Annotated in this window: 19 protein-coding genes and 1 riboswitch; of the genes, 10 read left to right on the top strand and 9 right to left on the bottom strand. The window is 66.8% G+C overall.

Features of this window, described 5'->3' with window-relative positions:
- Nucleotides 1-287: 287 nt before the first annotated feature.
- The 3 genes from thiS to QX051_RS10005 form a co-directional block, all read right to left on the bottom strand.
- Nucleotides 288-485, bottom strand: coding sequence for a sulfur carrier protein ThiS (thiS, locus tag QX051_RS09995; RefSeq protein WP_315775976.1), 198 nt, complete (start codon nt 483-485; stop codon nt 288-290).
- Nucleotides 476-1,489, bottom strand: a complete 1,014-nt coding sequence (locus tag QX051_RS10000; RefSeq protein WP_315775977.1) for an FAD-dependent oxidoreductase — start codon at nt 1,487-1,489, stop codon at nt 476-478. Before QX051_RS10000 ends, thiS begins: the two co-directional genes overlap by 10 nt.
- Nucleotides 1,477-1,587, bottom strand: a riboswitch (TPP riboswitch). Its footprint overlaps the gene before it by 13 nt.
- 79 nt (nt 1,588-1,666) lie before the next feature.
- On the bottom strand, nt 1,667-2,449 hold the full coding sequence (locus tag QX051_RS10005) for a lytic transglycosylase domain-containing protein (RefSeq protein WP_315772002.1): 783 nt from the start codon (nt 2,447-2,449) through the stop codon (nt 1,667-1,669).
- A 215-nt stretch (nt 2,450-2,664) separates the two neighbouring features.
- Between QX051_RS10005 and QX051_RS10010 the strand changes: the two genes are divergently transcribed.
- The 3 genes from QX051_RS10010 to QX051_RS10020 all read left to right on the top strand — a co-directional run bounded on the left by QX051_RS10010 (nt 2,665) and on the right by QX051_RS10020 (nt 5,669).
- A complete protein-coding gene (locus QX051_RS10010; RefSeq protein WP_315776249.1) occupies nt 2,665-4,152 on the top strand; it encodes a hypothetical protein in 1,488 nt (495 codons plus the stop codon).
- 163 nt (nt 4,153-4,315) lie between these two features.
- Nucleotides 4,316-4,564 (top strand): hypothetical protein, encoded by a 249-nt coding sequence (locus tag QX051_RS10015; protein WP_315772004.1) that lies wholly within the window; start codon nt 4,316-4,318, stop codon nt 4,562-4,564.
- A gap of 586 nt (nt 4,565-5,150) precedes the next feature.
- Nucleotides 5,151-5,669 (top strand): PRC-barrel domain-containing protein, encoded by a 519-nt coding sequence (locus QX051_RS10020; RefSeq protein WP_315775978.1) that lies wholly within the window; start codon nt 5,151-5,153, stop codon nt 5,667-5,669.
- A gap of 71 nt (nt 5,670-5,740) precedes the next feature.
- Here QX051_RS10020 and QX051_RS10025 read toward each other — a convergent pair whose 3' ends face one another.
- The 4 genes from QX051_RS10025 to QX051_RS10040 form a co-directional block, all read right to left on the bottom strand.
- Nucleotides 5,741-7,153: an ATP-binding protein gene (locus tag QX051_RS10025; protein ID WP_315776250.1), complete on the bottom strand. Its 1,413-nt coding sequence runs from the start codon at nt 7,151-7,153 to the stop codon at nt 5,741-5,743.
- Between the two features lie 23 nt (nt 7,154-7,176).
- Nucleotides 7,177-7,917 (bottom strand): response regulator, encoded by a 741-nt coding sequence (locus QX051_RS10030; protein WP_315775979.1) that lies wholly within the window; start codon nt 7,915-7,917, stop codon nt 7,177-7,179.
- 411 nt (nt 7,918-8,328) lie between these two features.
- On the bottom strand, nt 8,329-9,966 hold the full coding sequence (locus QX051_RS10035; protein WP_315738563.1) for a DUF4403 family protein: 1,638 nt from the start codon (nt 9,964-9,966) through the stop codon (nt 8,329-8,331).
- Nucleotides 9,967-10,221: 255 nt separating this feature from the next.
- Nucleotides 10,222-10,920, bottom strand: a complete 699-nt coding sequence (locus QX051_RS10040) for a L,D-transpeptidase (protein WP_315775980.1) — start codon at nt 10,918-10,920, stop codon at nt 10,222-10,224.
- 357 nt (nt 10,921-11,277) lie between these two features.
- Here QX051_RS10040 and QX051_RS10045 point away from each other — a divergent pair, with 357 nt between their 5' ends.
- From QX051_RS10045 to QX051_RS10055, 3 genes are all read left to right on the top strand, one after another.
- Nucleotides 11,278-12,333, top strand: a complete 1,056-nt coding sequence (locus QX051_RS10045; RefSeq protein ID WP_315775982.1) for a glycosyltransferase family 1 protein — start codon at nt 11,278-11,280, stop codon at nt 12,331-12,333.
- Between the two features lie 50 nt (nt 12,334-12,383).
- Nucleotides 12,384-13,073: a class I SAM-dependent methyltransferase gene (locus QX051_RS10050; protein ID WP_315738560.1), complete on the top strand. Its 690-nt coding sequence runs from the start codon at nt 12,384-12,386 to the stop codon at nt 13,071-13,073.
- 144 nt (nt 13,074-13,217) lie between these two features.
- On the top strand, nt 13,218-13,850 hold the full coding sequence (locus QX051_RS10055) for a hypothetical protein (RefSeq protein ID WP_315775983.1): 633 nt from the start codon (nt 13,218-13,220) through the stop codon (nt 13,848-13,850).
- Nucleotides 13,851-14,125: 275 nt separating this feature from the next.
- On the opposite strand, the gene QX051_RS10060 is transcribed toward QX051_RS10055, so the two are convergent.
- Nucleotides 14,126-15,790, bottom strand: coding sequence for an aminotransferase class III-fold pyridoxal phosphate-dependent enzyme (locus QX051_RS10060; RefSeq protein ID WP_409998087.1), 1,665 nt, complete (start codon nt 15,788-15,790; stop codon nt 14,126-14,128).
- Nucleotides 15,791-15,825: 35 nt separating this feature from the next.
- Here QX051_RS10060 and asd point away from each other — a divergent pair, with 35 nt between their 5' ends.
- The 4 genes from asd to QX051_RS10080 all read left to right on the top strand — a co-directional run bounded on the left by asd (nt 15,826) and on the right by QX051_RS10080 (nt 19,789).
- On the top strand, nt 15,826-16,701 hold the full coding sequence (asd, locus tag QX051_RS10065; RefSeq protein WP_315775984.1) for an archaetidylserine decarboxylase: 876 nt from the start codon (nt 15,826-15,828) through the stop codon (nt 16,699-16,701).
- A gap of 115 nt (nt 16,702-16,816) precedes the next feature.
- Nucleotides 16,817-17,812 (top strand): NUDIX hydrolase, encoded by a 996-nt coding sequence (locus QX051_RS10070; protein WP_315775985.1) that lies wholly within the window; start codon nt 16,817-16,819, stop codon nt 17,810-17,812.
- A gap of 30 nt (nt 17,813-17,842) precedes the next feature.
- The gene (locus QX051_RS10075) at nt 17,843-18,721 is read left to right on the top strand and encodes a DMT family transporter (RefSeq protein ID WP_315755497.1); all 879 of its coding nucleotides are present in this window, start codon (nt 17,843-17,845) and stop codon (nt 18,719-18,721) included.
- A 174-nt stretch (nt 18,722-18,895) separates the two neighbouring features.
- The gene (locus QX051_RS10080) at nt 18,896-19,789 is read left to right on the top strand and encodes a DUF3313 domain-containing protein (protein WP_315775986.1); all 894 of its coding nucleotides are present in this window, start codon (nt 18,896-18,898) and stop codon (nt 19,787-19,789) included.
- Nucleotides 19,790-19,878: 89 nt separating this feature from the next.
- Here the strand turns inward: QX051_RS10080 and QX051_RS10085 are convergent, their stop codons facing one another.
- Nucleotides 19,879-21,153, bottom strand: coding sequence for a DUF2130 domain-containing protein (locus tag QX051_RS10085; protein WP_315775987.1), 1,275 nt, complete (start codon nt 21,151-21,153; stop codon nt 19,879-19,881).
- Between the last annotated feature and the right edge of the window lie 79 nt (nt 21,154-21,232).

The raw sequence follows: 21,232 nt of genomic DNA on the forward strand, positions 1-21,232 counted from the left end.
GTATTCCAGAGGTGGCTCGGACACGCAGATAGGCCACGGCGTACTGGATCGCCCGGTCGTTTTCGCCGAGACGCGCTTCGCGCTTTCGCCGGGCGATGACAGGTGTGCGTGGGGTGCGACCTCCCTCCCCACGTCGTCCCGGCGAACGCCGGGACCCATACCGCGTGATCTGGCGTGGGACCTCGGTGGGAGAGATCGAGCTTCAACACAAAAGCCGGTGGCTATGGGTCCCGGCGTTCGCCGGGACGACAGCGGAGTGCGTGGCGCAAGCGAGCGCTCCATGAACTTCACCCTCCCTGCCGGGGCGTGATGATCTCGATCTCGTCGCCTGCCTTCAGCGCCGTCTCGGCCCAGCGGCTCCTCGGCACGACGTCGTAGTTCAGCGCGATCGCGAAATGGGTGCCCTCGTAGTCGAGCTCGGAGAGCAGCGCGGCGACGGAGGTCGCGGCGATGTCGCGGGCCTCGCCATTGACGGTCACGCGCATCGCATCACCTCGTTGTCGATCTGGCCGTGCGAGATGTAGTTCAGCGTCGCCTGCGCCAGCGCGGGCGCGATCAGGAAGCCGTGGCGATAGAGGCCGTTGACGCGGATCTCGCGCTCGCCCTTGATGGTGATGCGCGGCAGATTGTCGGGATAGGCCGGCCTGAGCCCTGAGCCGAATTCGAGGATGCGGGCCTCGCCGAATGCGGGATGCACGGAGTAGGCGGCACCGAGCAATTCCAGCGCCGAGCGCAAGCTGACGCCGGTGTCCTCGGCCTCGAGCGAGGTCGCCCCCAGCATGAACAAATTGTCCTCGCGCGGGATCAGATAGAGCGGGAAGCGCGGATGCATCAGCCGCACGGGCCGCGCGAGCTGCACCTCGGCGGTCTCGATCAGGATCATCTCGCCCTTGACGCCGCGCAGCTCGGGCTCGGCGTCGCGCGCCTCCAGCCCGCGGCAGTCGATCACGAGGCCGTCGAGATCATCAGCCGTGACGTCGCTGTTGAACAGCACCCGGCCGCCGGCCTCGACGATGCGCTGATGCAGCTTCGGCAGCACGCGGCGTGGCTCGACATGGCCCTCGGTCGGATAGAACAGGCCCTCGCGGAAGCGGCCCTCCAGCGACGGCTCCAACGCCGCAAGCTGCTGCGCGTCCAGCCGCTGATAGCCGGAGGTGCGGCGGGCGAAGCGGTCGTAGTCGGCGCGGTCGCGGGCATGCGCGATCACCAGCGAGCCGTTGAACGGCGTGTCTGGCAGCTCGCGCCGCCAGATGTCGAGCGAGGCGAGCCCGAGCCGGCTGATGATCGGCTCGGCGACCTCGCTCTCGCAATAGGGCGCGAGCATGCCGCCGGCCCAATGGCTGGTGGAGAGCATCAGATCGGCGTCGCTGCGCTCGTGCAAGGTGACGTGATGGCCGGCCCGCGCGAGCAGCAAGGCTTGCCAAGCACCCGCGATGCCTGCACCGATGATGGAAACGGGGACATCCCCGCGCGTGGTTATCTGCTGCATCCCTGTCCCTTCGCCGGCATGACCCGGATCAGGTTCAAAGGGTCACCGCACATCGCTGCGGTATCTCAGCTCCCCTCGGAGCTCCCCTCGGAACGCGCTTAAAATAGACCGATATCCCCCCGTGTCAACGGAGTGTCACGGAAAGACAATGCCGACGGCCCTTGGAACCAATGGCGATCAGTGCGCCCGCGCGTGGCGGCCGGTCGCAATCTTCGGGGTGATGTCGAGCGGGGCGCTCGTCCGCTCGGAGCGGCCGGCGGGCCGCGCGTCAGCCAGGCGCTGCCGCTTGGCCTCCTCGTAATAGCCCCTGGCGAAGTAGAGCACGGCGCGGTCGTGGTCGCCGCGGGCGGCACGGTAGGCGCCGGCGAGATAGCGCACGCCATAGGTGAGGTTGGTGTTCGGATCGTGCAGGCCCTGCGCGTCGCCGGTGTAGCCGAGGCCGCGCGCGGTGCCGAGCTTGATCTGCATCAGGCCGATGCAGCCGCAGCGGCCGACCAGATCCTTCTGGTATTTGCTCTCGCGCACGATGACGCGGTGGATCAGCGATTCCGGAATGTTGTTGGCGGCGGCGTGCACCGCCACCAGCGCGTCGATATGCGGATGGCCGCTGTCGATGTGGCGCGGCTTGGCCTCGGCCGCCTTGCGCTCGGCCTCGCGGGGCTCGGCCGCAGCGGCATCGGTGTCGGCTGGCGCTGAGGCATTGGCGTCCATCGGCGGCGAGGTGTCGGCGCTGCTGACGGCCTCGATCGCCTCGACCTCGCGCGCGGCCTTGGTCACCGCGCTGCGTACGGCCAGCTCCCTGGTGCCGTCAGAGCGGACATGGGCGAGCTTGACCTTGCCGGCCTTCGGTTTGGCTGCACTGTCCGATGCGGTGCTCGCATCATCGGCAGCCATGGCGAACGGCACGGGACCAGCCATCGCGAAGCCTGCAATGCAGGCCGTCAGCACGAGACGTCTCATGTGTCAGGATCCCCCGGGAACCACACGCATGCCGAGTAGCCCCCCAGCACGCGCTTTACACTTTGCACACCGTAATTGGCGCAAACGCCGGGCGATAATGTGGCAGGAATGGGGCGAAGACGCCGGGTCGAGTCCGGATGCGCCGGCGGTTTACCGCGAATTATACCGTGCATGCTTGGCTGGCGGAGCAATTCCGCCAATGGGGCCATGCCGCGATGACGCTGTCCGTCACCCACACCGAAGCGACCGCCGGGCGCGCGCAGGCGCTGCTGCCGCTGTGGGTCGGCGCCGGCGTCTATGCGCTGCTGCTGATCTCCGGCAACCGGCTGCTCAACGATCCCGACACGTTGTGGCAGATCACGGTGGGGCAGTGGATCATCGACCACCGCACGGTGCCCGAGGTCGACGTCTATTCCTTCACCATGCGCGGCGCGCCGTGGATCTCCACGCAGTGGCTGGCGCAGGTCGCCTATGCCGCCGCTTACAAGTTCGCCGGCTGGACCGGACCGGTGGTGCTGGCGGCGTCGGCGATTGCGCTGTCCTTTGCGCTGTTCGCGCGTGCGCTCGGCCGGCATCTGCGCGACAGCACGACATTGGTGTTCGTGGTCGCGGCGTTCCTGCTCTGCTTGCCGCATCTATTGGCGCGGCCGCATGTGCTGGCGTTTCCCATCCTGGTCGCCTGGATCGCCGGTCTGATCGACGCCGCCGATCGCAAGGACGCGCCGCCATGGCCGCTGGCGCTGCTGATCGCGCTATGGGCCAATCTGCATGGCGGCTTCGTGTTCGGCCTGTTCTTCATCGCGCCCGCCGCGCTCGACTCGCTGGTCAACGCCGATCGCTCGGTCCGCTCCAGCCTGGCGCTGCGCTGGGCGGGGTTCGCCGCGCTCGCGCTGGCGGCGAGCTGCTGCACGCCCTATGGCTGGAACGCGCTGCTGGCGTCGCAGAAGATCCTGTCGCTGGGACAGGCGCTGCCGCTGATCGTGGAATGGAAGGCGACCGATTTCCAGGGCCTCGGCCCGTTCGAGATCTGCCTGCTGATCGCGATCGGGTTCGCGCTGTTCCACGGCCTCAGGCTGCCGCCGGTGCGCATCCTGATGCTGCTCGGCCTGCTGCACATGGCGCTGGCGCAGGCGCGCGCGGCGGAGATCCTGGCGCTGGTCGGCCCGCTGGTGCTCGCCGCGCCGCTGGCCCGGCAGGCGGGCGCGCTGCCCGTGCTGCCGCAGGCGCGCGCGTCGGGAGCCGCGCTGATGGGGGCGGTGATGCTCGCGCTCGGCGCCGGCACCATCGCATCGGCCGCGATCCTGAACTACACGCCGAACATGCGCGGCACCCCGGTCGCAGCCGTGACCGAGCTGAAGAAGCTCAACCTCACGCGGGTCCTCAACGACTATGATTTCGGCGGCTACCTGATCTCAGCCGGTGTCGCGCCGTTCATCGACGGCCGCACCGAGCTCTATGGCGAAAAGTTCTTCGTCGATCACAATGCCGCCTCCGGCCTGATGGAGCCGGACAATCTGTTCCGCCTGCTCAAGGACTACGACATCGAGGCGACCCTGCTGCGCACGCAGAGTGCGGCGACCAAGCTGCTCGATCACGTCGACGGCTGGCAGAAGGTTTATGCCGACGATATCGCCACCATTCATCTGCGTAATCCAGGCGCCCGCCATGTCGCGGAACCGGCGGTCACTTCCGGAGGCAATTGAATCAAACGCATTGATCCCATCCTCGGATCCCATCCTCGTGAGGTCGGATGTCGCGCGGCATCCCGGCGCGTGCAAATCAGCCGCTGCGCGGCTATGATCCCGCCCGTCAGTTCGACAGCATGCCTGACTCATTCAAGAAGACTGAACAGAGAGGGAGCGCGTCATGGCCGTGAAGGCAGCCGACATCCAGTTTCGCAATTTCGACAACGCGCAATCCGCGATGCGCGTCCTCGACCTGCCGCGCAACAATCCCTGCGCCCAATGTGGCGAGCCGATCGCGCTGCCGGCCTGGGTCGAGAAGGATGGGCGGCGCACCGCCTATCTCTGGCACTGCCGTCTCTGCGACTATCGCTACGAGACCATCGCGTTCTATGCCGAGGCCGTCGATGAGGACGGCGCGATGGCCGCGTAGCTGATTCAGAATGCGCCGCTCTCTCGGAAATATCGAAGCTCGGAGTTTTCGTCGATCGACCGACCAGTCGTCCCGAATGAGATGGCCCTGACGCAGTCGGCGGTCAGGGCAATCTCCTATGGGCTGAGCCGTCGTGGCCCCCTGGTTCGAGACGCTCACCACGAGGGCTTGGATTTATGAGGGCTTGGATCTTGCCAAGCAGCCCTCGTCCCGAGGAGCCCGCCGCAGGCGGGCGTATCGGGCTGCCAGCCTCTTCCAGATGCGATTGACCTGCGGGAGGTGAGCATCGAACCGCGTTGCGGGATCCGTGCTCGACGCGCGCAGCTCAACGAAGACCGCCGACTCGCAGTCCTCTGCTGTGAGGGGCGGCTCTTCCGGTTGCACGGGCTCCCAGTCGAACGCTCTCCCCAAACTCGATTCCGGCTTCAGCTCGCCGGCCCGGCGCGCTCCCGAGTGTCACAAAACGACGTTGTCGCGCTGCACCGAGGCGGCTTGTCGCGCAAAATGACGAAATCGTAGTTCCCACGGAACGCTGGGGGGCGGTTGCAGTTCTCTCGTCATCATACACATTGAGAGGAGACACCACATGGTGATGAAAACTGTTGCGGCCGGCCTCGCCGGTTCCCTGTTGCTCGCGACCGCGGCGTTTGCCGCGGAGAGCACCACCACGACGACCAGCACCACGATCCGCGCCGATACGACCGCGGCGTCGTATCAGGGCGACTGGCGCAGCTCGAAGCTCGTTGGCGTGAAGGTCTACAACAACAACAACGAGAATGTCGGCTCGATCGACGACCTGCTGGTCGACAAGAGCGGCGCGGTCAAGGGTGTCGTGATCGGCGTCGGCGGCTTCCTCGGCATGGGCGAGCACCTCGTCGCCGTCTCGTTCGATCAGATCAAGTTCTCGGATCAGCCGGTTCAGGCAAGCACTGCGTCGAATGCCCCGGCCTCCGGCACCACGTCCTCGACCACGACTGGTGCGGCCACCGGCACTTCGTCCTCGTCGATGAGCTCCACGAAGAACCGCTGGTATCCCGATCACGCGATGATCAACGCGACCAAGGACCAGCTGAAGTCGATGCCCGAGTTCAAGTACTCCCAGTAACGGCATCGCCGACGAAAATAGCTGCTCGTCTCGATCGCGGCGCGCCCGGCTTGTCCGGGCGCGTTCGCGCGTCATGCTGCGGGGCGCAAGGTGGTCTGGCCGAGCGGCAGCTCGATGCGGGCGATCAGCCCGTGCGGCCTGCGATCGTGCAGCGACAGTTCGCCGCCATGAGCCTGGACGATCGCCTTTGCGATCGACAGGCCAAGCCCGAAGCCGGTGGCCTCGTCCATGTTGCGGGCATCGTCGCCGCGCACGAACGGCTCCAGCATGTCGGGCTTGCGCGCATCGGCGATCCCGGGTCCGTCATCCTCCACATCGATCGTCAGGCGCTTCCCCGACGCAGTTAACCTGATGACCGTTTCCTTGCCGTACTTCACGGCGTTCTCGACCAGATTGGTGACCGAGCGCATCAGGTCGTCGGGCCGCACCGTCGCCATTGCGTGCGCCGGGCCGATATAGGTGACGCTGTGGCCGACGTCGGCGAACTGGTCGGCGACGAGCTGCAGGATGCTCGCGATATCGACCAGCGTCATCGGCTCGAGCTTGCGGCCGTTGCGCAGGAACGACAGCACCGAGCCCAGCATCGCATGCATCTGATCGAGATCGGCCAGCATTCGGCTGCGCTGCAGCTCGTCCTCGACGAACTCACAACGCAGCCGCATGCGGGTCAGCGGTGTCCGCAGATCGTGGCTGATGGCCGCCAGCATCTTGGTGCGGTCGTTCATCAGCGCCGTGATGCGTTGGCGCATCCGGTTGAGAGCGCGCGCCAACGATCGGATCTCCTCCGGTCCGCGCTCGGGCAATTCCGGCGCATCGCCGTCGAGGCTGAAATTCTCGGCGGCCTTCGCGAAGCCCGACAGCGGCGATGTCAGTGCGCGCGCGGCCCACAGGCCGAGCAGCGTCATGCTGATCAGCGCGAACATGATCGTCGTCAGCCAGGGCGCACCCCAGAACGGCGGCCGGTGCGGCCGGTCGACCATTCGGGCCGAGACCATGTTGCCATCGGGCAGAGCGAAGATGACGGTGCGCGTCTGGGAGCCGGGCGGCGGCATGAAGATGCGATAGCCTGGGCCAAGGCCGCGAAAGCCGCCTGGACCGTGAGGCCGTCCGTCAGGCATCTCCGGAGGGGCCGGGCGGCGCTCGTCGCCACCGCTCCCGATGCCGACGTCGGGGCCGGCCGGCTCGTGCAGGCGGCCGGGATCACCCGGCAGAGGTCCCGCGTGAGGCTTGAGCTCGAACTCAGGATAGGCACGAGCGATGTCGGAGATCAGCCGAGGTCGCTCGGCAGCAGGGGCGCGGCCAAGAATGCGGATGGCCGTCGCGAGCTGAAACGGCCCGACCTCGTTTTCGGGGTCGGGCTGCTCGGCACGATAGATCAGGAACGTCGCAGTGATGATGGCGTGGAGCGCCACGATCGAAATGGCCACCAGCGCCGTGATCTGGCCGCGGATTCCCTTGAGGTTGAGAAAGCCGAACGACATCATGACATCGCCATTCGATCCGATGGTCAATGGCTTTGCGGGCCGGTCACCACCTCGACGACGGGCGTGAACATGTAGCCGCCGGAGCGCACGGTCTTGATCATGGTGGCCTCCTGCGGGTCTGGCTCGATCTTGCGGCGGATGCGGCTGACCAGCACGTCGATCGAGCGCTCGAACGAGCCGGCGCTGCGGCCCTGCGTCAGGTCGAGCAGGCTGTCGCGCGACAGCACGCGGCCCGGCCGCTCGCAGAAGGTGCGGAGCAGATCGAACTCGGCGCTGGTCATCGCCACGCGCGCGCCTTCGGGATTGCGCAGCTCGCGCAGCCGGAAGTCGATCGTCCAGCCGAGGAAGCCCAGCGCGGTCGCGCCTTCGGTTGCGCTCGCCGTCATCGCGGCCGCCTGCCGGCGCAGCACCGCGTTGATGCGGGCGAGCAGCTCGCGCGGGTTGAACGGCTTCGGCAGATAGTCGTCGGCGCCCATCTCCAGTCCGAGAATGCGATCGACGTCCTCGCCGCGCGCGGTGAGCATGATGATCGGCACTTGCGACTCCGCGCGCAGCTTGCGGCACAAGGTCAGGCCGTCCTCTCCGGGCAGCATCACGTCGAGGATCAGGAGATCGACACGGTGGTCGCCCATGATGCGGGTCATCTCGCGGCCGTCGGTCGCGGTGGTCACGTTGCAGGCATTGTTGCGCAGATATTTTGCGATCAGCGTCCGCGTCTCGCGGTCGTCCTCGACGACAAGAATGTGTGGTTGTGTCTGGGCCATACCGACAAGTGACCTAGAATCGCGGCGTTTTGCGAAGAATTTTGTTACGGAATGTTTCCTGCGACGGGCGCGCGGAAAGGGCCCGACGACATCTCTCTGCGCCGTGTTGCGGCTTTCGTGAGAGCGCGTCAAGCCCGCGCAGTGGCGGGAGCGCCACGGTCCCGTCTCTCGTCCGCGCCGCGCATGACGGCCCGGCTATGCGCTTGCGGATGATAATACCAGATCGGTCGTGAAGCGGAATGATGACGAAGCCGTCGATGCCTCGCGTCCGTCTATTTGTCGATCGCCAGACTAACGGCGCCATCCATTTGGCTTCCCATGTCCTGCTCCTGAAGTGGCCTCGGCCGTCGAGGATCACGAATTGCCGCCGGCTTCGGCAAGGCGTCGTCGTCCAGGCGTAGCAACGGGCCGTTACAGTCCTGGCAATGTATTGACTCGAACCGACATCGTGCCCTCCGCCGAGGCGATCACGCGCAGCACGGTGGCGTCGAAGGCGATGTCGGTCAAAGCGAGATTGTTGATGTCGGTATCGACGCGGATGCCGTTCTCGTTCTTCTGCAGCTCGGCGACCGCCGTGGCGATCTTGTCGCGGACGTTGTCGGCGAAAGGCTTGAGATCGACCACCGAACGTTCCAGCAGCGCGCGTTGCAGATGCGGCACCACGGCGCGAGCGGCGGCGCCGAGCAGGCCGAATGCCGCGTCGGATTCGACGGCGAGCTGCAGGTCGGACAGCCGCAGAATCTGCTGCGCCTGATCCACCATGGGGCGTCCCCAGATATGCACGGTCGCATCGGCGCCGAAGCCGAAGAGGCTCTCCTTCTCCTTGCCCTTGACCTGCAGCGAGATCAGCAGCCGGTCGCCCGAGGGCACGACGGTCGCATGCTTGACGGTGACCGCGACCGGGCCGGAGCCGTCCTCGGGGAACGTCCGCCCCGCAAGTTGCGAATCGACGAGCTTGCTGAGCTCGGTGAAGGGGACGTCGATCGGAACCGCGACATTGATAGTTCCGGCGGTGGGCGGAATGATCGTAATCTTATCGGGGAACGGACACTCCGGCTTGGTCTCGGCCGCCGTGACCCGGGTCTCCGCTTCGATTCCCATGGTGACGCTGACTGCGTTGGCATCGATCGCGGGCTGCGCGGCCAACGCGCGCGTCGGCTTGATCTCGAGCCAGACGGCGGGCAGTCCGGGCGCGGTGCCCTGCAGCGGCACCGAGCGACAGGCGCGGGCCCATTGCGCCTGCGCCACGCGTCGGATGGTCGGGTCCTTGCGCAGCCTGTCGCTGAGCGCGCTGAGTTGCTCATTGACGGTCTTGTCGATGATCGGCTTCATCTGCGCCGGCACGTTGACGCGGGCGCCCGCCACGGTCAGCGCGGTGTCGCCGAGATTGACCTGGGCGGCGAAATTCGGCTCGACATACCATGAGGCGGCGAGCCGCGGCCGCATCGCGATCAGGACGTTGCCCTTGATGTCGGCGGTGGCGTTCAGATTCTTGATGTTGATGCCGCCGATCTGCTTGGCGGCATCCGAGCCGAGCAGGCCGCCGATGGCATCGCCGAGCGCGCCGGTCGCCTTGGCGGACAGCGATCCGGTGACGTTCAGCCGGCCCGAGAGCGGCGTCGCCAGGGACAATGTGTCCTGGGTGCCGGTGGCGGCGATGACGCCGCGGGTGACCGTCCAGCCGATGTCGGCGTTCTGCAGGATCTGGTTGACGGGGTTGTCGGCCTTGCCGGAGAAGTTGCGCGGCGCGGCCTTTTCGGCGGCGTCACGAATCGCGCCGAGCGAGATCGACACAGGCGTCATGATGATCGAGTTGCGCGTGGCCGGCGGCAGCGGCGGCAGTTGGGTCAGTTGCGGCGCCGGCGTGCTGCCCGAGAACAGAAACACCTCCGCGATGATGATGCCGATCAGCACGACGGCGGCAAGGCCGGCGGCGCCGATCAGGATCATCCGCAGCCGGGGCGGCGAGCGCCGCCGTGGCTGCTGCGGTCTCGGAGCGAGCGGATGAGGTCTGCTTTGCCAATCCGGTCGCGGCGTCGGAAGATTCATGTCGGATCCACGGACTCCAGTTGCCACGGGCCGGCTCGTGCCGGAAGCGGCGAGATCGCGGTGAATGCAAGATTGCCGAGCTTACAGGGCCGGACGGAGGCGCGCCAGGGCAGCCGATGAAGCAGGCCACCATCAATCGGCCGTGATGGTGAATGGCGAAATGCGCGCAAAGAAATGACCGCCGCGGCTTTCGGGCCTCGGCGGTCCAGTCAGGGAGGATCCGGGAGAAGGAACGAGCAGTGCGGCCCGCGCAGGTCAGCGGGTCATGCGGCCGAGATCGGCGCGGCGCTCCATCGGCAGCACGATCACCTTGGCGCCGACACCGACGCGGGAATAGAGGTCGATCACGTCCTGATTGGTCAGGCGGATGCAGCCCGACGACACATGCGTGCCGATCGTCTCGGGCGCGTTGGTGCCGTGAATGCGGTAGACGGTGCCGCCGAGATACATCGCGCGGGCGCCGAGCGGATTGCCGGGACCGCCGGCCATGTGACGCGGCAGATAGGGCTGACGCACGATCATCTCCGGCGGAGGCGTCCAGTCCGGCCATTCGGCCTTCCTGGTCACCGACTGCACGCCCGACCAGGTGAATCCGTCACGGCCGACGCCGATGCCGTAGCGCATCGCCTGGCCGTTGCCGAGAACGTAGTACAAATACTTGTTTGGTGTGTCGATGATGATCGTGCCGGGCGCTTCGCGGGCCGCGTAGCTCACGACCTGGCGGCGCAGGCGCGGGGGCAACTCATAGGCGGTCGCCTCGTCCTCGCGCGGCGTGATCAGTTGCGGCGTCGTTGCCGGCGGCTCGTAGGTCGCCACTGGCGGCTGCAGCAGGAAAGGGAAGGGGAGCGGGGCCGGGGGCGCGGCCAGCGTCGGCGTTGTGGCAACGATCGTGCCGACGATCAGCGCACCGAACAGGATGCGGGATGGCGAACGGACTGTGCCTGGCGTGAACATGGACGTCCCCTTGTTTGATCGCTTGGTGCGCGCTGCCATTATCTCGGCCGGCGTCGTCAAAATCGGCTGCCTGTCATCATTCTTTGTGGCGCTTCGACCCACGCCTGATGCTGCAACTCATAGGGGAGAAAAGTTTCGTTGCGTTTGCGCGCTGCACGCAAAACGGTTTCGTCGGCTTAACCGTTTGTTTCATGACGGTTTCACGACAGCGCCTGTGCGACGCCGCCACGGATCGCGGGGAAAATAGCGGCGGGCGGGCAAAAAGACCCTTCGACAGTTCGATGACGTCACACGCCTGAAATAACAATGTCGGAATTTGTGGCCGTTCAGAATCGCTGCAACTTTCCGGATCGCCTTATGCGGATCTTAATCGCAACCGACGCCTGGCACCCGCAGGTCAATGGCGTGGTGCGCACGCTCACCTCGCTGGCGCGCGCGGCCGCCGGCCTCGGCGCCGACATCACCTTCCTCACGCCGGAAGGCTTTCCATCGTTCGGCGTGCCGACCTATCCGGGCCTGCGGCTCGCCGTGACCAACGGCCGCGAGATCGCCCGGCGCATCGAGGTCGCCGCGCCGGATGCGATTCATATCGCCACCGAAGGCACGATCGGCTGGGCGGTGCGCCGCTACTGTCTGCGCCACGGCCTGCCGTTCACGACGTCCTACACGACGCGCTTTCCGGAATATGTCTCGGTGCGCACCGGCATCCCCGATGCCGTCGGCTACTGGGTGATGCGCCGCTTCCATGATGCGGCTGCGATGACCATGGTGGCGACCAATTCGCTGAAGCAGGATCTCGCTTCGCGCGGCTTCAAGAAGCTGGGCTTCTGGACGCGCGGTGTCGATACGAGACTGTTCAATCCGGATGAGCCTGTCACGCTCGATCTGCCGCGTCCGGTGTTCATGACGGTCGGCCGCGTTGCGGTCGAGAAGAACCTCGAGGCGTTCCTGTCGCTCGATCTGCCCGGCTCGAAGGTCGTGATCGGCAACGGCCCGCAGAAGGCGGAGCTGGAGCGCCGGTTTCCGACGGCGCATTTCCTCGGCGAGAAGACCGGCAAGGATCTGACCGCGCACATGGCCGCCGCCGACGTGTTCGTGTTTCCGAGCCTGACCGATACGTTCGGCGTGGTGCAACTGGAGTCGCTGGCCTGCGGCACGCCGGTCGCGGCCTTCCCCGTGACCGGTCCGCTCGACGTCATCGCCGATCATCCGATCGGGGCGATCGACTGGGATCTGCGCGCAGCATGTTTGAAGGCGCTGACGATGTCGCGGGAGACCTGCCGCGCATTTGCGCTCGATCGCTCCTGGGAGAACAGCGCGCGCCAGTTCATCGGCAATCTCGCTGTGCTGCAGCCGTCCCGCGTCGTACGTCCGGCCCCGGTGCTGGCCGGTCAGAGCGCCGTGCGCGGCTGACGGCAGATGTTGCGTCACTCCATCAATTCCAAACCAAGTGAGATGTAACGATGGCAGAAACCATGAAGCTCGACGGCGCGCGGGAGCTCGACTTCGATCGCGAGCAGGTCGAGCAGGCCTACGACCGCTGGGCACCGATCTACGACCTCGTGTTCGGCGGCGTGTTCGAGAAGGGCCGCAAGGCTGCGATCAGCGCCACCAACAAGCTCGGCGGCCGCGTGCTCGAGGTCGGCGTCGGCACGGGCATCTCGCTGCCGCTCTATGCGCCCCATGTCCGCGTGTTCGGCACCGACATCTCCGAGGCGATGCTCGGCAAGGCGATGCGCCGCGTCGCCGACCAGCGGCTCAAAAACGTCGAGGGCCTCGCGGTGATGGACGCCGAGCAGCTCGACTTCCCCGACGACTCCTTCGACGTCGTGATGGCGCAATATGTCGTCACTGCCGTTCCCAACCCGGAGGTCGCGCTCGACGAATTCGCGCGCGTGCTGCGCCCGGGCGGCGAGCTGATCATCCTGACCCGCGTCAGCGCCGACGATGGCCTGCGCCGCGTCATCGAGCAGGCGTTGCAGCCGGTGGTCCGCCGTCTCGGCTTCCGCACCGCCGAGTTCGGCTGGTCGCGCTATCTCCGCTGGCTCGCCGGCGCCGAGCGCATGGAGCTGGTCGAACGCCGCCTGATCCCGCCGCTCGGCCATTTCTCGCTGGTCCGCTTCCGCAAGCTGGAGCGTGCCGCCGCGGCCTGAGCCGCGGCAGCCCTCTGCCGCCGCTGCGGCGTTCTCCGTAGTCCCCAATGTCTCGCTGCGTCCGATCGTGTGACATCTTGATGATGTCACACGATCTACACCGAATCCCTGTACACGACCTGCAACTCATTCTTCGGAGCAACCATGATCAAGCATTTCCTGGAGCAGCTGCGGATCCAGCGCTGGGACGACCACCGCTATTATCATCACAGCCGCATCAACCAGAGCCTCCACTTCGTCAGCGCGCTCAGCTTCATGATCGCCTACGTGATGATGGTGTTCGATCCGCTGGTCTCGGCGCTGATCGGCTGGCTGGTGTCGATGACCTCGCGCCAGGCGGGCCACTTCTTCTTCGAGCCGAAGGGCTACGACCACGTCAACCAGGCGACCCACGAGCACAAGGAAGAGATCAAGGTCGGCTACAATCTGCAGCGCAAGGTCGTGCTGATGTCGATCTGGGCCGCGGCTCCCGTGGTGCTCTATCTTCAGCCGACTCTGTTCGGCCTGCTGTCGCCCTGGACCTCGGCGATGGATTTCGTGCGCGAGACCGCCAAGCTGTGGCTCGTGATCGGCATCGGCGGGCTGCTGTTCCGCACCGTGCACCTGTTCTTCATCCGTGACGTCGAGACCGGCCTCGTCTGGATGACCAAGATCATCACCGACCCGTTCAACGATTTCGTGCAGTATCGCTCGGCCCCGCTGGCGCTGCTGCGCGGCGAGCTGATCGACCCCGGCCTGCATCTGATGGGCGAGAGCCTCGAAGAGCAGCACGCCTGAGCCGGACGCTGCGTTTGAATTGCACGATGCCCGGGCCGGTCCCGGGCATCGGTGTTTGTGGGAAGGCCAAAGTGAGATCGATCGCGCCCGAAGCCGAAGCGGCGGTGCCACCCTCCCCTAGAGGGGGAGGGTCGACGCGCGCGCAGCGGGCGTCGGGGTGGGGTGATCTCTCCACGAGCACTGAACTGCGTCGAGAGATCACCCCACCCCGCCTCACGCGCCGCTACGCGCCCCGTGAGGCGACCCTCCCCCTCCAGGGGAGGGTGGCCGCAAACTCAGCGCCCGACCACGGCGCCCAGCATCTCTTTCAGGATCTGGCGCTTGATCGTCTTGTTGGTGAGGGTGCCGTCGTTCCACCACCAGCCGTCCTGCTTCATCTTCTCGGCTGCCGTGACGAAGCGCCTGGTCACCTCGGCAAAATCGGCGTCGGTGTAGTTCAGGCTGAAGATCAAGCGGCCGGTACCGACCCAGCTCAGCGCCAGGCCCTCGGCGCGCAGGTAGTATTGCAGCATCCAATTGTAGCGCGAGGGCACGGGGTACTCGACCAGCCAGATCGACTGCAGATTGGACACGCGCACCGGCAGCTCGTGCTCGGCCAGTGCGGCGTTGAGTTGCGCGGCGCGGCCGTTCCAGGTCTCGTCGAGGCCGTCGTAGATGGCGCGGAAGTTCGGGCTGTCGAGCCGGCTCAGGAACTCGTCCATTGCCGCCATCACGTAAGGATGCGAGTTGAAGGTGCCGCGGGCGAAGCAGATGTCGGCCGGGCGGTCGTCGCGGAAGCGGCGCATCAGCTCGCGCTTGCCGCAGACCACGCCGATCGGCAGGCCGCCGCCGAGGCTCTTGCCGTAGGTCACCATGTCGGCTGCGACGCCGAAATACTCCTGCGCGCCGCCCGGCGCGAGCCGGAAGCCGAGGAACACCTCGTCGAACAGCAGCACGATGCCGCGCTCCGTGCACACCTCGCGCAGCTGCTTCAGCCAGGCGGTGTAGGCCGCGCGGTCGTAGCGGCCCTTGCGCGAGGAGTCGACCAGCGCGGAATCGCCAGGCGCATTGCCGTTCGGATGCAGCGCCTGCAGTGGATTGACCAGCACGCAGGCGATGTCGCGCCGCGTGCGCAGGACGTGCAGGGTGCGCTCGGACATCTCGGCCAAGGTGTAGGTCTCGTGCGGCGCGATCGGATTGCCGACGCCGGGCTGCACGTCGCCCCACCAGCCGTGGTAGGCGCCGGCGAAGCGCACCAGATGGCTGCGGCCGGTGTGGTAGCGGGCGAGCCGCACGGCTTGCATCACCGCCTCGGTGCCGGACATGTGGAACGAGACCTCGTCCATGCCGGACAGCTCGGTCAGGCGCTTCACGTTGTCGGCGACGACCGGATGATAGAGCCCGAGCACCGGGCCGAGCGCGCTCGCGCGCCGCTCGGCGGCCGCGATGCACTCCTTGTAGAAGTCGTAGCCGAAGATGTTGACTCCGTAGGAGCCGGTGAGATCGTAGAACCGGTTGCCGTCGAGATCGGTCAGGGTCACGCCGGAGGATGCCTGCATGAACGAGCCGGCGCCGAGCTGCTCCTTGACCAGCCGGCTGTACTGGAACGGCACGCGGTAGGACTGCGTGAACTGCAGATCGGAGATGCGGCTCGCGGCTTCCGCCGTCAGCGCGCGGCTCTTGGCGAACTTCTCCTGGAACAGCGTGCCGAGCCGGAAGAAGCCATCCTGCCGCCGGGTCGCGACATCCGGCGGTGCGCCGTCGGAGCGGAAGAAGTCGTCGATGTCGAACTCATAGCGCGGGATCAGCTTCGAGATCCGGCGCGACATCTTGGAATGGCCGGCCAGCGAGCGGTGCTTGGCGCGCGACAATTCGATGCGGGCCTTGACCTTCGGGGCGACGGCGGCCGTCACGGCAGCGCCAACGGCGAGCGATACATAAGGAATCGAGTTTTCCATCATGTCCACCAGCGCTAACCCCTCCTGCTGACAGATTCATGACAGTCAAAAGCCTGATCGCCTCCGTTACCCAACAGGAAGATCTCAACTTCCTGCTCACCAACCGCGTGCCGCGCGCCGCGCTGACCCGCTTCATGGGCTGGTTCTCCAAGATCGAGAACCCGCTCGTCCGGGACGCGTCGATCGCGCTGTGGAAGCTGTTTTCCGACCTCGATCTCTCCGAGGCCAAGGAAAGCCGCTTCAAGAGCCTGCACGCCTGCTTCACGCGCGAGCTGAAGCCCGGCCTGCGGCCGTTCGATCCCGATTCCACGATCGTCACCAGCCCGTCGGACGGCATCATCGGTGCCCACGGCCTGATCCGCGACGGCGAGCTCTATCAGATCAAGGGCGCGCCTTATTCGCTGCGTGATCTGGTCGCCGATCCCGCTGTCGTCGAGACCCATCGCAACGGCTGCTTCGTCACCTTGCGCCTCACCTCGAGCATGTATCACCGCTTCCACGCGCCGGCCGACATGACGATCGAGCATGTCAGCCTGATCCATGGCGACGTCTGGAACGTCAATCCGATCGCGCTGAAGCGGGTCGAGCGGCTGTTCTGCAAGAACGAGCGCGCGGTGATCCGCACCCATCTCGCTTCCGGCGAGCCGCTCACGATCGTGCCGGTCGCCGCGATCCTGGTGGCGAGCATCCGCCTGCATGCGCTGGACCGCGTATTGAACGCGCAGACCGAGCGGCCGCTCGCCTACACCTGTAACAACAATGTGCGCAAGGGCGACGAGCTCGGCTGGTTCGAGCATGGCTCGACGATCATCCTGCTCGCGCCCGGCGACTTCACGTTCTGCCCCAATGTGACGGAAGGCGCCCGCATCCGCGCCGGACAGCCACTGTGGCGCAGGCGCGTCGCCGCCGGATGAATGTCAGGTCCACGCTTGCGGAATCTCGATTTCGTCGTTGCGCAGTCCTATATCGGAGCGTTCAACTGGCGAATCGGACCGCGGGAGTTGCGGTCGTTGCGGCTCGGGAGAGGCGATGGCGAGAGCGCCGATCATGGCGGCAGGTGGCATCGTGCTGCGGCGGGAACAGCCGCCGCGCATCGCGGTCGTGCGCCTGCGCAAGCGCGACGAATGGGTGCTGCCCAAGGGCAAGCTCGACGACGGCGAGACGCCGCGCGACGCTGCCAAGCGCGAGGTGCTGGAGGAAACCGGCCACAAGGTCACCGTGCACGAGTTCCTCGGCACGTTGGTCGTCGACACCGGCACGCGTTCCAAGGTCGTGCATTACTGGCGCATGGAAGCGGCCGACGAGCCGTCGCAGCCGCTGATGGACGACGTCCGCGCCGTCGACTGGCTGCTGCTCGATGCCGCGGTCGCGCGGCTGTCGCGCGATCATGAAAGGACGTTCCTGGAGATGGTCGGGCCCTACGCGCTGGCCGGACTGATCCGCAAGACCAGGGCGAAGCCGGCGCCGGAGGTGGCCAGAACGGTGGAAAAGACCCCGGCGGCAGCTGAAAAGATCGTGGCGGAGAAGGCCGCCGTCGCCGAAAAGTCTGCCGTGGCGAAGAAGCGCCGCAGCCGCGTCAGCGAGCCGCCTGCGCCGCCTGCAGAGATCGCCGTCGTCACCGCAGCCGAGCACGACGCGCCCGCGCCGGAGATCGCACCAACGCCGGCAGCGGCGGCCACAGCAGCGGCGCCGGAGGCTCGGCCGGACCGGTCGGAGACGGAGGCGCTGTCCGAGGTCGGCGCGACGATCGCGCCGCAGCCCGCCGAGGCGGAGCGCGTGCCCGAGGATGTCGAGCGGGTGGAAGCTGTCGTGGCCGCGATCAAATCGCTCGTTCCGGACCGTCCGGCGACTCGTGGCGGCGCAGCCGGCGCCGTGCCGACACGAGAGACGGGCAGCTCCGAGCCGCAGCCTTCCGATGCGGATCGCGAAGCTGCCGATGATCCGGTCGGCAACGGGACATCGGCGGGAGAGCCGCGCCTCACCTTGGCCCAGAAGATGCGCGCCTGGCTTGGCCGTGCCGCGTGAGGTGTTCGGCCGACCGGCGTGCCGCCGATGATGCTTCACGATCTGGCCGCGCTGGCGGCCGCTTTCAGCATCGCCGTCAGCAACATCATCGCGCCGTCGGCCGTCCGCCAACTCGGTCCCGTCAGGTTCAACGCGATCCGCCTTGCGGCGGCGCTCTTGAGCATGCTGGCCTTGGTGACGCTGCGAGGCCACTGGGCCGCGCCGTCCGGTGATCAGCTGCTGATGCTGGCAGCATCGAGCCTGCTCGGCGTCGTCGTCGCGGATTCCTGTTTCTATGCGGCGCTGGCCCGGCTGGGGCCGCGCCTGACCGCCGTCGTCTACGCCAGCTGGGCTGCATTCGCGGCCGTGCTCGGCTATCTCCTGCTCGGTGAGACGCTGTCCACGATCAAGATGACGGGCGTGGGGTGTATCGTGAGCGGCGTGTGGGTCGCGATCGTCTTTCGACAGCCTGTCGCGGTCGCTCAGGAAGCGCACGGCTCGGTCGGAGCAGGTTTGTTGTTCGGTCTGGCGGCCGCGCTGTTCGCGGCGGCCGCTGTCCTGATGGCGCGTCCCGTGATGGCCGCGGGTCTGGATCCGGCATTGGCCACGTCAATTCGCGCTGCGATCGGATTGGCTGCTTTGGTCGCCTTGTCCGTCATGCCGCGTTTCCGCAGCTCGTTCGCAGTGGATCGATCGGTCGTCATGCGGTCCGCGCTGAGCGGTGTGCTCGGGATGGGCGTCGGCATGACACTCGTCTTGTTTGCGCTGACCAGCCGGCCCGTCGGGATCGTCTCCAGCCTGTCGTCGACGACCCCTGTCATGATCCTGCCGCTGCTGTGGTGGAGCACCGGGCTCAGGCCCGCGCCGGCCGCCTGGCTGGGCGCCGTCCTGGCCGTGTCGGGCGTCGTCGCCATCACAAGCGGATTTTGAGTCCGCCGGCGCAGGTGGCGGACCGCGGACGCGCTTGCCGCACTCTCTCCTTGGTTGGTGGCGTTGCGTAACATCTCTCCATGCTTCCGCCCCACGCTGTCCGGATTTTCCTAGGAGAAACATGGCGCCGCTCGCGAGGGGCGCGCAGATTGGTCGGCGTGAGGCGGTCCGGGCATGGTCGAAATCGACGTCGCGGCTTTCGTGAGATCATGCACCCCGGCCACCATCCGCCTGGCGATGCTGTGCGCGGCCCTCGGCCTGTCGGGCTGCGCCACCGCGCCGATGACGCAGAGCGGCGCGCTCGCATCCTATCAGTCGCTGGCGGAATCGAACGGCCTGCTCGCCAAGTCGCAGCTCAACGTCGACAAGGACAATGTGCTCGCGGCGCAGACCGTGCGTATCATGCCGACAACCTTCTCGGGCCAGGCCGGCGCAGTGCTGACGGACCAGCAGCGGCAGCTCGTCGCCAACGCCGTCGACCGCGCGCTGTGTCTCAACCTGAGCGAACGCTTCACGGTCGTGGCGCCCAATCAGAGGGCCGATTTGACGACGCGCACCTTCATCACCCAGGCGACGCCGACCGATCCGGTTGCCGCCGGGGCCTCCAAGGTCGTGTCGGCCGTGCCGGGCGCGCTCGGCGTTCCTGTTCCGGTGCCGCGGCTGCCGATCGGGCTCGGCAGTCTCACGATCGAGGCTGAAGCGCTCGACCGCAAGGGCCGGCAGCAGGCCGCAATGGTGTGGGCGCGCGGCGCTAATTCGTTCACCAACTCGCCGGTGCTGTCGCAGGCCGGCGATGCCTACGATTTGGCAGGTTCTTTCAGCGCCGATTTCGGCCAGATGCTGGTGACCGGCGAGACCCCGTTCGGCAAGGTGCCGAAGCTGCCGTCGATCGAACGGATCGGCGCGGCCCTCGGCGGCAAGCCGAAGAACGCGGCGTGTGAGGCGTTCGGCAGGGATCCTGGAGTCATCGGTATGGTCGCCAACCGCCTGGGCGCCCCGCCGGAATGGGTCGACAAGGGTGCTGTGCCAAGGGACGCACAGGCGAGCACGCAGATGGCGAAGCAGTAGCGGCCACAGGAATGCCAGACGCGGCCGCGTAGGAAAGCATAAACGTGGTGCGGTGCTGGCACGCCTCGGATCGGCGCGGCCGGCGCGCGCTACTCCGCCGCCTCGCTCTTGCCCTCGATCAGCAGCACGTCGAGGCTCTCGATCTCCTGCATCGCCCGGCCGGCGATGCCCTGCAGGTCGCCATACAGTCCCGCCGTCGAATCCAGCACGCCGCGCAGTTGCTCCTCGCGCTTGGCCCAGAGCCGCATCATGGTCTTGCGCTCCCGGTCGAGGTCCGATTGCATCTCGGTGAAGCGCTCGACGATGGCGTCGATGCGGTGGCGGAAACGGGGGCCCGTGAGATAGGCGTAGACCATCTCCATCTTGGTCTGCTGGCCCTCCTGCGCGAGCTTGCTGCAGGCGACGTCGATCAGCGACTGCCGCAGTGCCAGCGACAGTGGCAGCGCGAAGCGCGGCTCGGCGACCCAGACGCCGTCGATCAGGTCGAAGCCGTCGACCCCCTTGGGCAGCGCGCTCGAGACGATCAGCGCGATGTCGGCCTTGGCGGCGCGCAGGTCGTCGCGCAGCTTGACCAGCCAGCCATCGCTCCAGTTCTTGGTGCGCTTGGACTCCCACAGGATCGCGCCGCAGACCTGGCCGCTGGGGGCCACGACCCGATGGATCACGTCGCCGCCGAACTCGCCCTTCGGCACCGGCTCGACAAGGTCGCGGGGGAAGCGCGCACGCAATTGCGATTCCAGCTCGATCTCGAGCGCCTCGCCCTGCAGTTGCTGCGAGCCTTGCTCGGCCTTGCGGCGGAGTTCCTCGATCTGGCGCTGCATGCCGGCGATCTGGGTTTCCTTCTCGGCGACCTTCGCCTTCAGTCCTTCCTCGGCCTCGAGCCGCGCCTTGTCGCGCACGGCGACGAGACTCTCCTGCACCTTGGTCTCGATGGTGAGATCGAGCTCGCGGCGGGCCTCGTCGAGTTCGCGCTGCTTGCGCATCATCTCGGCCTGCGCCTTCTGGGCGTCGGCGAGCTTGGCGTCCTTGCTGAGGATGGTCTCGTGCAACTCGGCGAGCTGGCGATCGCGATTGCCCATCTCATCCGCGACGGCCTGGCGCGCCTTCTCGGCTTCGGCTTGCGCGATCGCAGCGCGCTCGGCCTTCAGCTTGGCGGCGACTTGCTGATCGATCGCGGCCTTGGCCTGCGTGATTTGCTCCTGCGCCGCCTTGAGCTGCGCCTCGCGGCGGCCGAAATCGGCTTCCTTCGCCTGGAGCTGCTTCTCGAACTGCCGGCGCGTCTCCGCGATCAAGGGCGCTGCGAGCTGCTCTGTCAGCTTGATCTCGGTGCGGCAGGAGGGGCAGACGATCTGAGGATCGGTCATGATTCGCATCCTTCCATGAAGGCCGAATCTAACCGGCCGCCGCGTGGCGTTTAACCCACGCGGACGGCTTATCCCATGC

Source organism: Bradyrhizobium sp. SZCCHNR1053, assembly GCF_032381235.1.
Taxonomy (GTDB): Bacteria; Pseudomonadota; Alphaproteobacteria; order Rhizobiales; family Xanthobacteraceae; genus Bradyrhizobium.

Excerpts from the sequence above, each read along its gene's own strand:
- thiS (WP_315775976.1), bottom strand. The coding sequence starts at position 485 with ATGCGCGTGACCGTCAATGGCGAGGCCCGCGACATCGCCGCGACCTCC.
- QX051_RS10000 (WP_315775977.1), bottom strand. The coding sequence starts at position 1,489 with ATGCAGCAGATAACCACGCGCGGGGATGTCCCCGTTTCCATCATCGGT.
- QX051_RS10005 (WP_315772002.1), bottom strand. The coding sequence starts at position 2,449 with ATGAGACGTCTCGTGCTGACGGCCTGCATTGCAGGCTTCGCGATGGCT.
- QX051_RS10010 (WP_315776249.1), top strand. The coding sequence starts at position 2,665 with ATGACGCTGTCCGTCACCCACACCGAAGCGACCGCCGGGCGCGCGCAG.
- QX051_RS10015 (WP_315772004.1), top strand. The coding sequence starts at position 4,316 with ATGGCCGTGAAGGCAGCCGACATCCAGTTTCGCAATTTCGACAACGCG.
- QX051_RS10020 (WP_315775978.1), top strand. The coding sequence starts at position 5,151 with ATGGTGATGAAAACTGTTGCGGCCGGCCTCGCCGGTTCCCTGTTGCTC.
- QX051_RS10025 (WP_315776250.1), bottom strand. The coding sequence starts at position 7,153 with ATGATGTCGTTCGGCTTTCTCAACCTCAAGGGAATCCGCGGCCAGATC.
- QX051_RS10030 (WP_315775979.1), bottom strand. The coding sequence starts at position 7,917 with ATGGCCCAGACACAACCACACATTCTTGTCGTCGAGGACGACCGCGAG.
- QX051_RS10035 (WP_315738563.1), bottom strand. The coding sequence starts at position 9,966 with ATGAATCTTCCGACGCCGCGACCGGATTGGCAAAGCAGACCTCATCCG.
- QX051_RS10040 (WP_315775980.1), bottom strand. The coding sequence starts at position 10,920 with ATGTTCACGCCAGGCACAGTCCGTTCGCCATCCCGCATCCTGTTCGGT.
- QX051_RS10045 (WP_315775982.1), top strand. The coding sequence starts at position 11,278 with ATGCGGATCTTAATCGCAACCGACGCCTGGCACCCGCAGGTCAATGGC.
- QX051_RS10050 (WP_315738560.1), top strand. The coding sequence starts at position 12,384 with ATGGCAGAAACCATGAAGCTCGACGGCGCGCGGGAGCTCGACTTCGAT.
- QX051_RS10055 (WP_315775983.1), top strand. The coding sequence starts at position 13,218 with ATGATCAAGCATTTCCTGGAGCAGCTGCGGATCCAGCGCTGGGACGAC.
- QX051_RS10060 (WP_409998087.1), bottom strand. The coding sequence starts at position 15,790 with ATGATGGAAAACTCGATTCCTTATGTATCGCTCGCCGTTGGCGCTGCC.
- asd (WP_315775984.1), top strand. The coding sequence starts at position 15,826 with ATGACAGTCAAAAGCCTGATCGCCTCCGTTACCCAACAGGAAGATCTC.
- QX051_RS10070 (WP_315775985.1), top strand. The coding sequence starts at position 16,817 with ATGGCGAGAGCGCCGATCATGGCGGCAGGTGGCATCGTGCTGCGGCGG.
- QX051_RS10075 (WP_315755497.1), top strand. The coding sequence starts at position 17,843 with ATGCTTCACGATCTGGCCGCGCTGGCGGCCGCTTTCAGCATCGCCGTC.
- QX051_RS10080 (WP_315775986.1), top strand. The coding sequence starts at position 18,896 with ATGGTCGAAATCGACGTCGCGGCTTTCGTGAGATCATGCACCCCGGCC.
- QX051_RS10085 (WP_315775987.1), bottom strand. The coding sequence starts at position 21,153 with ATGACCGATCCTCAGATCGTCTGCCCCTCCTGCCGCACCGAGATCAAG.